This is a genomic window from Thomasclavelia sp. (genome assembly GCF_047249845.1).
GTDB lineage: Bacteria > Bacillota_I > Bacilli_A > Erysipelotrichales > Coprobacillaceae > Thomasclavelia.
The window spans coordinates 35,631-48,388 of sequence record NZ_JBKTWO010000019.1 but is presented as its reverse complement, the minus strand read 5'-3'; the positions used below and the strand labels follow the sequence as shown (position 1 = coordinate 48,388).

Annotated in this window: 12 protein-coding genes; all 12 read right to left on the bottom strand. The window is 28.2% G+C overall.

What is annotated here, in order from left to right; translation table 11 throughout:
• The coding region (locus tag ACLR9T_RS06905) for a glycine--tRNA ligase (RefSeq protein ID WP_413108805.1) at window positions 1-617 on the bottom strand (617 nt) is incomplete at its 3' end.
• A gap of 150 nt (window positions 618-767) precedes the next feature.
• Window positions 768-1,661 carry an alpha/beta fold hydrolase gene (locus tag ACLR9T_RS06900; RefSeq protein ID WP_413108804.1) on the bottom strand — a complete coding sequence of 298 codons (894 nt, stop codon included), beginning with the start codon at window positions 1,659-1,661 and terminating at the stop codon, window positions 768-770.
• A gap of 2 nt (window positions 1,662-1,663) precedes the next feature.
• Entirely contained in the window at window positions 1,664-3,490 is a 1,827-nt protein-coding gene (locus tag ACLR9T_RS06895; protein WP_413108803.1) for a YgiQ family radical SAM protein, read from the bottom strand.
• Between the two features lie 179 nt (window positions 3,491-3,669).
• Complete coding sequence (gene recO / locus ACLR9T_RS06890) at window positions 3,670-4,416, bottom strand: DNA repair protein RecO (RefSeq protein ID WP_413108802.1); 747 nt, start codon at window positions 4,414-4,416, stop codon at window positions 3,670-3,672.
• Window positions 4,406-5,299, bottom strand: coding sequence for a GTPase Era (gene era, locus ACLR9T_RS06885; protein ID WP_413108801.1), 894 nt, complete (start codon window positions 5,297-5,299; stop codon window positions 4,406-4,408). Before era ends, recO begins: the two co-directional genes overlap by 11 nt.
• Complete coding sequence (gene cdd / locus ACLR9T_RS06880; RefSeq protein ID WP_413108800.1) at window positions 5,296-5,691, bottom strand: cytidine deaminase; 396 nt, start codon at window positions 5,689-5,691, stop codon at window positions 5,296-5,298. The genes era and cdd overlap by 4 nt, the downstream gene beginning before the upstream one ends.
• A gap of 2 nt (window positions 5,692-5,693) precedes the next feature.
• Window positions 5,694-6,152, bottom strand: coding sequence for an rRNA maturation RNase YbeY (ybeY, locus tag ACLR9T_RS06875; protein WP_413108799.1), 459 nt, complete (start codon window positions 6,150-6,152; stop codon window positions 5,694-5,696).
• Between the two features lie 9 nt (window positions 6,153-6,161).
• Complete coding sequence (locus ACLR9T_RS06870) at window positions 6,162-8,204, bottom strand: cysteine peptidase family C39 domain-containing protein (RefSeq protein ID WP_413108798.1); 2,043 nt, start codon at window positions 8,202-8,204, stop codon at window positions 6,162-6,164.
• A 106-nt stretch (window positions 8,205-8,310) separates the two neighbouring features.
• Entirely contained in the window at window positions 8,311-8,673 is a 363-nt protein-coding gene (locus tag ACLR9T_RS06865) for a helix-turn-helix domain-containing protein (RefSeq protein WP_413108797.1), read from the bottom strand.
• Between the two features lie 191 nt (window positions 8,674-8,864).
• Entirely contained in the window at window positions 8,865-10,085 is a 1,221-nt protein-coding gene (locus ACLR9T_RS06860) for a hypothetical protein (protein WP_413108796.1), read from the bottom strand.
• 260 nt (window positions 10,086-10,345) lie between these two features.
• On the bottom strand, window positions 10,346-11,536 hold the full coding sequence (locus ACLR9T_RS06855) for a hypothetical protein (RefSeq protein WP_413108795.1): 1,191 nt from the start codon (window positions 11,534-11,536) through the stop codon (window positions 10,346-10,348).
• 164 nt (window positions 11,537-11,700) lie between these two features.
• Window positions 11,701-12,756: a type IV pilus twitching motility protein PilT gene (locus ACLR9T_RS06850; protein ID WP_413108794.1), complete on the bottom strand. Its 1,056-nt coding sequence runs from the start codon at window positions 12,754-12,756 to the stop codon at window positions 11,701-11,703.
• Between the last annotated feature and the right edge of the window lie 2 nt (window positions 12,757-12,758).

The following is a 12,758-nucleotide window of genomic DNA, read 5'->3' as shown; positions in this document are numbered from 1 at the left end:
GGTGTAATTTCATTTCTAAAAGCCTTACCAATTTGTCCAATACCAAAAGGAATTTTTTTACGTGTTGTTCTTTGAATATTTTTAAAGTTTACAAAAATACCCTGTGCTGTTTCAGGTCTTAAATATACTGTAGATTTAGCATCTTCTACAACTCCCATTTTCGTTTCAAACATTAATTTAAATTGTCTAACATCAGTAAAATTGCTTTTACCACATTTTGGACAAACAATTTGATGTTCTTCAATATATTTTACTGTCTCCTCACTAGTCCATCCTTCACTATGAACATTTGGATCATAATCTTCAATCAGCTTATCAGCACGATGCCTAGTTTTACATTCTTTACAATCAATTAATGGATCCGAAAATCCCCCTACATGGCCACTAGCTTCCCAAACTTTCGGATTCATGAATATTGCAGAATCTAAACCAACATTATATGGTGACTCTTGAATAAAACGTTTCCACCATAACTGCTTAATATTATTTTTCATTTCAACCCCTAAAGGTCCATAATCCCAAGTATTTGCTAAACCATCATAGATTTCCGATCCTTGATAAACAAATCCTGACGTTTTAGCATGATTTACTAATTTATCCATATCTTTATTTGCCATAATTTACTCCTTCATATGTCAGTTTTAGATGTATAAACAACGAAAGACTTGAACATAGTCAAGCCTAGTTTATTTATATATTCTATATTTATTTTTATGCACATTTAAAATACCCTTATAGTAGTTATTTGTCAACCAATTATAAGGGTGCTAAATAAATGTTCGCTCATTTAACCATTCTAAAATATCTTTATATACTTCTAAGCGCTGGCAATCATGTAAAATATCCTGATGACTATCTTCATATAACTTTATTGAAAGATCTTTAACCCCTCTATTTAAAAGGTTATCATATAACCATTTTGGTCCTTTTCCAAATCTACCAAAAGAATCTTTTAGACCTGAAACAATAAATACTGATAGATAATTAGGAATTTTTTTGATTGTTTCAGATGATGTGACTTCTTTAATAAGTTTTAAAATATCATTATATGCCTGATTAGTATAAATAAAACCAGTAAAAGGATCTTGATGATACTGCTCCAATTCATTTAAATCAGATGTTATGTATGTTTCACATTTTATAATTGCCTTTTTCATTATCTTGGAACGATGCATATTACCTTTTAAGATAACCTCACCTTTTAAAAATAATTTTTCAAGATTTATATGCTTTGGTTTTCCACACGTCCCCATAAACACACACCCTTGAACATAATCCCCATAATTAGCTACATATTTTCGTAAAATAATTGAGCCAAGCTCATTACCGATCATAAAATATGGCAAATCGGGATACCTAGCAGCCATGATATTTCGAAGACGCTGCATATCTTCAACTAAATTTTTAGTAGCATCCCCATCTCCAAAATAACCTTGTTCATAATTATATAAAGACATTCCATGACCAGGGAAATCACTAACGACAACAACAAAACCATCATGGGCTAAATACTCTGCAAAACGCTGATAACGACCTAGATGCTCACCCATTGCGTGATGAATCTGAATAATTGCTTTATAACGGATCATTACAGTAGGAAGATAAATATCAAAATTCACATGCGTTTTAGTAGCAGATGTGAAAGTTTCACTAAATTTCATCATTATTTCCTCCGCTTTTGATTATTATATTTAAATTGATTACCAGTCTTTCTTGGTTTAATCAAACATTTTTTATTAAAACCAATTAAATCTTTACGATTTGCTTTAACTAAAGCCTCATAAACTAAATCATAATTTTTAGGATTACGATACTGGATCAATGCTCTTTGCATTGCTTTTTCTTTAGATGATTTAGGAACATATACTTCTGACATATCCCGAGGATCCAATCCTGTATAATACATTGTCGTTGAAAGTGTTCCTGGAGTTGGATAAAAATCTTGAACTTGTTCTGGCTGATGATGAATATCTCGTAAATATTCTGCTAATTCAATAGCATCTTCTAAAGTACATCCAGGATGAGATGACATTAAATATGGGACTAAAAACTGTTTTTTATTATATTCTTCATTTAACTGGTAATATTTATCAACAAATTTTTCATACAAACCTCTTCGTGGTTTACCCATTTTATCTAGAACCTGATCACTTATATGCTCAGGTGCAACTTTTAATTGGCCACTAATATGATTTTGAACTAATTCTCTAAAAAAACTATCATCTTTATCATACATTAAATAATCATATCGAATTCCTGAACGAACAAAGACTTTTTTAACATTAGGTAACATCTTCAACTCATTTAATAACTCTTTATAATCCTGATGACTAATTTCTAAATTATTACAAGGTTTAGGCCATAGACATTGTTTTGTTGGGCAAGCTCCATGATTATTTTGCTTTTTACATGCTGGTTGTCTAAAATTTGCAGTCGGTCCCCCAACGTCATGGATATACCCCTTAAATTCCGGGTCCCAAACCATTTTTGTTGCTTCAGCAATTATAGATTCATGAGATCGGGCTTGAACCACTCTCCCTTGATGAAATGCTAAAGCACAAAAATTACAAGAGCCAAAACAACCTCGATTACTAATCAATGAAAACTTTACTTCATCAATAGCAGGAATATGTTTATGACTAGGATGATAAGTTCTCATATAATCCAATGAATAAGCACGATCAAATTCACGTTGAGTTAAAGGTCGATTAGGTCGATTTTGGACTACAAACCATCCTTGATAAGGCTCCACTAATGTTTTAGCATTATAATGATCAGTATTTAAATACTGCACTTGAAATGATTTTGCATAAGCCACTTTATCTTTACAAATTTCCTCGTAGCTTGGTAACATGATTGGTTCATGAGCATCATTAAGATTCTTAGTTTTAAAAACTGTTCCATCTAAATAAGTCAAATATTTAATATCCAAACCACTATCTAACGCTTCTGCTACCTCAATAATACTGTTTTCACCCATTCCATATAATAATAGATCCGCATTGGCATCAATAATAATTGATTTACGAACTTTATTATCCCAATAATCATAATGACCTAATCGTCTCAAACTGGCTTCAATCCCGCCAATTATAATATTAGCATCCCGATACGCTTGACGTGCCATTTGACTATATACAATTACTGCTCGATCAGGACGTTTAAACCCTTCACTTCCTGGGGTATATAAATCTTTATGACGTCGTTTTTTAGCAACTGTATAATGATTGACCATTGAATCAATATTTCCTGAAGAGATTAAAAATCCTAGTCTTGGCTTACCAAACTGGCGAAACTCTTCAACATTATGCCAATCAGGCTGTGCTAAAAAACATACTTTAAAACCATGACTCTCTAAAGTGCGGCATATGATCGCAGCACCAAAAGATGGATGGTCCACATATCCATCACCACATATATATACAAAATCCGGTTGTTGCCAACCTCTTTCTTCCATTTCTTGACGATTTACAGGTAAAAAATCATTCACAGTTATCCCTCTTTCTATATTAACCTATTATATACATAAAAATACAAAAAATAAACAAAATAGACAAAAGTTATGTTAACTTTTGTCTATAATTTCACATTTAGTTAATATATTTAAAGTATACTGTCAACTTTTGTTTACCACTTTTAAATTATTTACATAAAAAACAAATCTACTAGCTATAAACCATTAAATTGACGAATAAATTTTCGACTTTGAAAAGTTAATCCTGTAAACTCATCAATATAAGCATCAATAATCTCTACTAATTTAATAATTACATCGTCATCAAGATGAAGTTTATCAATATTCTCTAATTTACAAAGATTAATATAACGAAACCCTTTCAAAACATCTACTGCAAGTTTAAGATCATATATTCCTATACATTCTTGACAAACAAAACCGCCACCATGAATAGAAATTCCAGCGATGTGATCATGCCTTCCACATACCGTACATTGTTCAATCTCTAATGCTGATCCTGTAACTTCCATAATATAGGTATTAAACAATAAATAAACTGTCTTGGGATCATAACCAGTTTCTAAATATTTTAAGGCTAAAAGTAAATTATTATAACTCATTTCATCAGGATCATTATCTTTAGCAAATTTATAAACAAATTCAATAAAATAACTAGCATATGCTTCTAACTCAATATCCTCTTTAATATGACGGAAATAATCACTTGAAGAAGCCTTAATTAAAGTCGATAATCCTAATCTTGGTATAAATGTATACTCTCCTAAAGTAATCGTTTGACAAGCAGGAGCATTTTTACTTTTCATTTTTTTAACTCCTCGAGCAATTAAAGCCATCTTGCCATAATCTTTAGTATATATCCAAACTAACATATCATTTTCTTTATAAGCCTTATTTTTTAAAACAATTCCTTCAATACTTACTTCACCACTAATAGTCATCTTCGTTATAACCAAATTCTTTTAAATATTTTTGTTTATTACGCCAATTGTTTTCAACCTTTACATACAACTCTAAATGAACTGGTACTTGTAAAAAACGTTTCATTTCTCTTTGCGCATTTAATCTGATCTTTTTAATCATTGAGCCCTGTTTACCAACAATAATTCCTTTTTGACTCTTACGATCACAAATAATTGTTGCAATTATTTCTATCCCCTGCTTATCTTCAAGCATTCTTTCAACAACTATTGCCACACTATGTGGTATCTCATCTCTTGTAAAATATAAGATTTTCTCTCTAATAAACTCAGCCATTACAAAACGTTCTGGATGATCTGTTAAATGATCTTTAGGATAATACATATTCCCTTCTGGTAAATACTTTTTAATAGTTTTTAATAGCAAATCAACATTCTCATCATTTCTAGCACTAATTGGAATAATTTCTTTAAATTCAAACAGTGATTGCCACTCTTGTAATTTGATAATTAATTCCTCTTTACTAACCATATCAATTTTATTTAAAACTAAAAATACTGGGCCATCTGCTTCCTTTAACCGTTCAATAATATATTTATCACCCCGACCAATCGTTTCATTTGCAGGTGCTAAAAACAAAACTAAATCAACTCCATAAATACTATTTAAAGCAGTTGTATTCATAAAAGTTCCTAAACGATCTTGAGGTTTATGGATACCTGGTGTATCCATAAAAATAATTTGTGCTTCATCATCTGTATGAATTCCCTGAATCGTATTTCTTGTCGTTTGTGCAACATCTGACATAATTGCTAATTTTGTTTCCAAGATACAATTCAATAATGTTGATTTACCTACGTTAGGACGTCCAACTATACTTACAAATCCTGATTTAAATATCATAAATTTTCCTCTGTAAATGCCATTGGCAATAATTCTTTCATTGATGTTATTTTATATTCCTGATGATTTGCTAAAATGATTGGACAATTTTCAGGAATTAATTCCATTAATACCTGTCGACATGCCCCACATGGTGAAACAATAGCACTACCATCAGCTACAATAGCTAATTGTTTGATATCCGACTTTTTATAACCATTACAATAAGCTCCAAATAATGCATTTCTTTCCGCACACATCGTTGAACCATATGCAGAATTTTCAATGTTAGTGCCTAAAAAATATGTACCATCATTCATTTCAGCACATGCCCCAACTTTAAAATTAGAATATGGTGAATATGAGTTTTCAGCTGCATCAAAAGCTTTTTTTATTATCTCTTGATAAACCATTGTTACCTCCCTATCCCTAATGCTTCTAAAATTGATTTTTGTATTGTCAGCATTTTTTGTTCATCATCTTTTTCTATGTGATCATATCCTAACAAATGTAATAACCCATGGGTAAACAAAAAACACATTTCTCTTTTCAGACTATGCCCATATTCCTCAGCTTGCATTTTAGCATGATCAATAGAAATGAAAATATCACCAAGACTTCTTGGCATCCCTTCTGCATAGTATTGTTCGCTATCTTCTAATGCAAAACTAATTACATCAGTTGAACGATCAATCTTACGATATTCTTTATTAATATCATGAATTTTTTGATCATCAACTAAAATACATGATAATTCAAGACTTTCATCAATATTTAATTGCTTTGTAGTTTCTTTAATAATTGCTAAATAATCTTGCTGATAATCTTCTTTAAAATTTTCAACTTCATTGATTAATGCAAAATCTATCTCCATAATATTACCTCATCTATAAATTTTTCCATTTTTAATTATAGCACAGTCATAAAATTGATTCACTAATTTTGTTTGATGAGCCACAATAACAACAATAATTTCTTTTCTATAATTATTAATATAATTTAAAATCTTATACATCTTATGATCATCAACATTACTTAGTGCTTCATCTAAAATTAATACTTCAGGTTTTAATAATAAAGCCCTAATAATCATCATTATTTGTCGTTGTCCTGAAGATAAGGGTTTACCATCTACCTCAATCATCATTTCTAATTTATTTATAAAATCATCTAATTCAAACTCTTTTAATAATTTCTCCAATAATCTTTGATTATTACTTTTTAATAGTAAATTAAATTTTAAAGATTCCTGATAAAATATAGGTTCTTTATCTATGTAAATAATCTTTCGATACAATGAACTAGAATCTATTTTAGTTAAAGAAACTCCATTTATTAAAATATTCCCTTTAATTAAATCATCATGTTTCATCAATAGTCTCAACAAAGTTGATTTTCCTGCTCCTGTATCACCCTTTAACCACAAAGAATCATTAATTACTAAATCTAAATGTTCGATGATTGGTTCTTTATACCCATAACTGTATGTTATATGATCGAACTTAATCTCTTTTATACGTCCTTTTATTTTTGATTTTCGTTCACTTTTATCTGGAACAATCTCTTTATAACGTTCATATAAGATTTTAACTTCATCTTTTTCAAAAATTAAAGCAATTAAATTAAATAGTGGTTCAATTAAATAAGTTGTTAACATATAAAAAAACACAATATCACCCACACTAATTTTTTCCTGCTTATAATAATAACAAGCAACCAAGACCACTAAAAAAGATAAACCTTGAATCAGCATCTCACTAATAACATTTAAACTATTTAAGTTTTTATCCCGCCAATAAACATTTAAATTATACTCATCAAATAAATAATTTATTTTTTCCTTTGCAAACTGTTTTAAAAAAAATTGATGACTATTATAAAAATTCTTTAAATACTCTAAATATCCCTGATTCATCTGTTCTTGACTACTAATAATTCTTTTATTCAACTCATTTAATTTTTTCATCCCCTTTAATACTACTAAAGCAATTATACCTAAAACAATAATTACACTTAATCCTATTTGAAATGAAAATATTAGTAAAGACAAAATTATTCCTAACATTAAAATTAAATCCATGAATATCACAAGATAAAAATGAATAAAAAAATTACTCAATGAGTACAAATTTTGTACCTTAGTTAATAACACCCCTTCTTGATTACAATTAAAATATTTAAATGGTAAATATAACATATGGAGAACTGTTTTATTTACATATTCATAATTCAGCTTTTTCTGAATTTCAATCTCTAAATTTTTACGTTGGTAATTTAATAGGATTCTAACTCCTGCAACAAAAATAAAAACTGCACTAAAACCCATTATAAAATAATAATTCACTTCATCAATCGTATTAATTAAGACTTGAAAATAAAAAGAACTAATAATACTACATATAGATATAAGCAAAGCTTTAAACAAAATTTTTATAATATATCGATAATTAGACTTTAAATGTTGAATTGTAAATTCTCTAAACTTTATCTCCTTTTGTTCTTTTTTAACCATATATCTCCCCACATGATTAATACAAACACTAACACCAGTAAAAATACTTTCCACTTCTTCATAGCCAAGTTTAATTAGCCCTTTTGCTGGATCACCAATTATTAAATAATTGCTAGCTATTTGATATAATACTACAAAATGCGTCATATTATCTCTAACAACATGAATTATACAGGGTAATTTTGCTTCATTTAATAAAACGCTAAAACTACATTGATATGCTTGAGCATCAAAGTGATATGATTGTAAACAACGTACCAAACCATAAACACTTATACCTTCGCTTGTCAAACGACACCTTTCTTTAATCTCTTTAGTCTTGATATCAAGATGATGATATTTCAAAATCATTTTAATGCAATATGCACCACAGCTATAATGATTATCTTGTTTATATATTGGATATTTACGCATATTAAAATCCTCCTATTATTATTTACTCTCTTAATAAGAAGATTTCTTTTTAAGAATAAAAACTATGATAATCAGTCTCATTACTGTGACTTATTATCATAGTTCTTTATATATCAAACCTAGTTCTTGCCTTTCTATCTTTACGAATTGCTTCTTTTGCAGACTTCAAAATATCAACTAATAACCTTATCTCATACTCATCACAGTCTTTAAACAATTCTTTTGCCTCTATTTCAAATACTACTTTTACATTCAAAACATTGTCACATAGAAGAGCGTCTACAGAAACAGAAAGTGCATTTGCAATCGCAATTAAAGTTGACAAACTAACTTTAGTTTTTCCAGTTTCAATATTACTCATATGTGCTGGTGTTACATCAACTATATATGAAACAACTTCTTGGGTCATACCTTTTTTAATCCTTGCAGTTCTAATCCTTTGACCGATTGCTTTATAGTCTATTTCCACTATTTCTACTCCCCTTTCCATATTTTATATTGTAACCACTACATAAAAGTATTATAACCACCTATATAAATGATTATTGCACACAGTATATTTTTGCTATTTTTTTTACATCCTATTCGGATTAATTCTAAATAATAAAAAAAAGAACGTAATTGATTGTACGTTCTTCAAAATATCTATTTTATTAATATTTACTGAATTTTCAGTGTATTATCTTTATTACAATGAACATTTGCCAAGATAATCTCTATCAAATCATCTTCTAAAATAACTCGTTCATATTTATTTTGGATTTGAAACAATTTTTTTATTCGCGCAATAACTCCACCGGCTTCACTTATACTACAATCTAATAGTATTAAAAATTGTCTATCACTATATTTACAAACTATATCTCCCATTCTAAGTGAACCTAATATGATATCTTTTAAAATTTTTGAACTATCTTCTAAAACTCGATTATAAATATCCAAATTTTGTTCTACATATTTCTTTGGCTTAATTGTTAATAAAGCTACTGTACCCTTATTCTCCTTACGAAACGTTTTTCGAGCTTCAAACTGATAAATTTTTTTAAAAAAATCATAATCACAAACAAAAGCTTTTTCTACCCTTTTTTCTACTAGATCTTCTTGAATAGCTCGTATATTTTTCCCTTCATTCCCTTTATTATCAAGACTTAAATAATATTTCATTTTATGAATCGTATTATTACTGATATTATTAAAAGAAGTAATAACTTGGTTATAGTGTTCTTTTGCAAGATTCATTTTAGCTTGTTTTACTAGTGAAATTATTAAAAATAAATTAATTGTTTCATCATTATGATTAAAAGACAATGTAATCGAGCAAAGTTCTTCTACTATATCATAACGTTCTAATTTATAATAATATTCAATTAAATAACGGGCAATGTTTAAAAACTGTGAATTTAAATGTGTTCTAATTATAATGAGGTCTTTGACCTCATCTAACATTGGTAAAAATGCCCCCTTATATTTGTTAAATGCTTTTAGATAATAATCCACCCTGACACTTTCTTTAAATGATTTATTACGACCTAAACGGTAATAACTATTAAAATCATCAACATCAAAAATTAATTTAACTTCTGAATTCCAATAATACAACCCATGAGATGAAAGAATAAAATCATAATCTATTAAATTATTTTTTAATAATATTCTAAGACGATACATTAAAGTTTTCAAAGCATTAGCAGGATTATTTGATTCTCCTTCACTAAACATCAACTCCTGAAGATCACTAGAACTTATTTTTCGACGATGATGATAAATAAAATATGCTAATAATTTAGCTAATTTAAAAGAATTAATTATATTATAATCTAGCCAATGATTTTCATCCAATTTTATTTTATACGCATTAAAAAACTGTATCTCAAGTTTCATTTAACCTCCTCTTTGCCATTATATATAGCCTCTTTATAACAATTATTAGAAATATGTCTATTAAAAAAGTTATAAAAATCAATGATACTATCTTTATTTAGATTAAAACCATTGATAATTTAATATTAAAATTAAAAAGAAGATTTAATGTTATTTAGAAATTTATTTTCATTAAATCTTCTATCAAATATTATATAATTACCATAAATAATTGACAAATTTCTGCTTTCATATATAACAATATTTATTTAAATTTCATCTCATCTAATTTTCTTTAAATCACTTATTAAAATGATTTGATCATGTTTCTTCTTTTCATTATAACGTGAAGTAATTCTATCCACAGCTACTTGTGCTCCCTCTAAATCAGGTGAAGCTAATATTAACGAATATTGGGTCATATTAAATTTTGAAAAAACATCATTTTTTCTTAAACTATTAGAAATAACATCTCTTAAAATATCAGCTTCATAATTCATATTCTTTTCATCTAAACTATCACTTGTATCAACGACAGTTAACAACGCTAATACTCGTGCTTTCATCGAACGTCTGGCTGAACGAACATTTATTTGATAAATATTTTTAAACACATCAAAATCACAATAAAACGTATTTTCTTCATTATCATCACAGGCTAAACTTTTTTCTAATTCTTCAACTCCTATTTGAGCAGATGATGAGGTATCTAAAAGCATCACATAAATCTCCTTTAATCTATTTGATACTTCAATACCATATTTACTATAATAATAGTCTACTACTTTACGATAAAATGATAATCCCAAATCAATTTTATTAGTTTTATAATATGCATATAATTGTATTTCATATATACGCATATCCATTAATCTAAGACAATTTTGATGATTACAAATCTGCAGTATTTTTTCATATTGGTTATGATTTGCTAAAATTAGTAAAGTATTTAAAATTGCTTCTAAACAATTTCTTGATAACGTATTATTAATTTCCATAACCCAATCATTATAATTTAATTCCGGTAATATCTCACCATGATATTTAGCTATTAGATCTAAACAAATTTCATATTTTTGATTTGGATCATTTTCTTTTTCAACTTTATTACAGAGCTTTAACAGCTCTTCATAATCAACTTTACAACCAACATCCAGATTCCAAAAATAACGACGTCCTTTTGACTTTATACAATCAGAATCTTCAAAAAATTGTTTCATTTCTTTTCTAGCACGATATACTAAATTCCTTAATGCACCCTCAGGTTTATCAGAATTCCCATTTGGCCAAAGATAATCCATTAATTGTAAATTAGTAACACTTTTATTACGATTAATTATTAAAAAAACAATTAATAAATCTACTTGGGCACTTCTTTTCTTTTCATATGGAAATTCAACTTTCCCATTAGTTATTTTTAATCCACCTAATAATTTAACCTTTAATATAACTTTCTTTTCCAAATAAACCACTTCCTTTTATGTTATTTCTTTACAGAATTATACTATATTATAAATTACTTTGTTTGTACAAACAAAATTATTTTATTCTTTTTTATCAATTAAAACAATATGTAACCATTTTGTGACTTTTTCTAAAAAACGTTAAAACTATAAAAGTTTAACGTTTAATATAATTATATTTTTCTTTCAATAATATTAGAATTTAAAGCATACATAATTGCAGTTTCTTTTGTTATTTTATTTTGTTTATATAAAGTAACAATTGCATCATCCATAGTAATCATTCCAATTTGTCGATTTGTTGTAATTGCATTATCAATTTGATGAGTTTTACCATCACGAATCAATGTCCTAATTGCTTGGTTACAAATCATGATTTCAAATACAGGAATCATCTTACCATCAACACCAGGCAATAACTGCTGAGAAACAACCGCATTTAAAACCATAGCCAACTGAATTCTAATTTGCTGTTGTTGAGCAGGAGGAAAAACATCAATTACTCGATCAATCGTATTTGCAGCTCCAATCGTATGTAAACTAGAAAAAACCAAATGTCCTGTCTCAGCAGCCGTAATAGCAATATCAATAGTTTCTAGATCACGCATCTCTCCAACTAAAATAACTTCAGGCGCTTCGCGTAGTGCCGCTCTAAGTGCTGATACATAATTATGTGTATCATGATATACTTCACGTTGTGATACAATGCTTTTATTATGTGTATGTAAATATTCAATAGGATCTTCAATTGTAATTATATGACTACTGCGTGTTTGATTGATTTGATCGATTATGCAAGCTAGAGTAGTTGATTTCCCGCTGCCAGCCGGTCCTGTAACTAGTACCATTCCTTTTTTTTGTTTCGCCAAATCAATAATTATATCTGGAATATTCATGATTTTAGGATCAGGTAACTGAAAGCTAACAACTCTTAACACTGCTGCACAGGAATTTCTTTGCCGATAAGCATTAACTCTAAAACGTCCAACATTAGATATTGAAAACGAAAAATCATCATCACCATTTTGAATATAAGTATCAAAATCATTTTTATTAGCAATATCATATATTTCCCGAATCATCTTTTCTGTATCTTGAGGAGTTAACTTTTTATCATCATATTTAGAAATTTTCCCATTAATTTTAATCGCACAGGGAGAACCAGCAACAATAAAAACATCTGATACACTCTTTTTAACAACATCTTCTAATAAATTCCGTATTTCCATTT

Excerpts from the sequence above, each read along its gene's own strand:
- ACLR9T_RS06900 (WP_413108804.1), bottom strand. The coding sequence starts at position 1,661 with ATGAAATTTAGTGAAACTTTCACATCTGCTACTAAAACGCATGTGAAT.
- recO (WP_413108802.1), bottom strand. The coding sequence starts at position 4,416 with ATGACTATTAGTGGTGAAGTAAGTATTGAAGGAATTGTTTTAAAAAAT.
- era (WP_413108801.1), bottom strand. The coding sequence starts at position 5,299 with ATGATATTTAAATCAGGATTTGTAAGTATAGTTGGACGTCCTAACGTA.
- cdd (WP_413108800.1), bottom strand. The coding sequence starts at position 5,691 with ATGGTTTATCAAGAGATAATAAAAAAAGCTTTTGATGCAGCTGAAAAC.
- ybeY (WP_413108799.1), bottom strand. The coding sequence starts at position 6,152 with ATGGAGATAGATTTTGCATTAATCAATGAAGTTGAAAATTTTAAAGAA.
- ACLR9T_RS06870 (WP_413108798.1), bottom strand. The coding sequence starts at position 8,204 with ATGCGTAAATATCCAATATATAAACAAGATAATCATTATAGCTGTGGT.
- ACLR9T_RS06860 (WP_413108796.1), bottom strand. The coding sequence starts at position 10,085 with ATGAAACTTGAGATACAGTTTTTTAATGCGTATAAAATAAAATTGGAT.
- ACLR9T_RS06850 (WP_413108794.1), bottom strand. The coding sequence starts at position 12,756 with ATGGAAATACGGAATTTATTAGAAGATGTTGTTAAAAAGAGTGTATCA.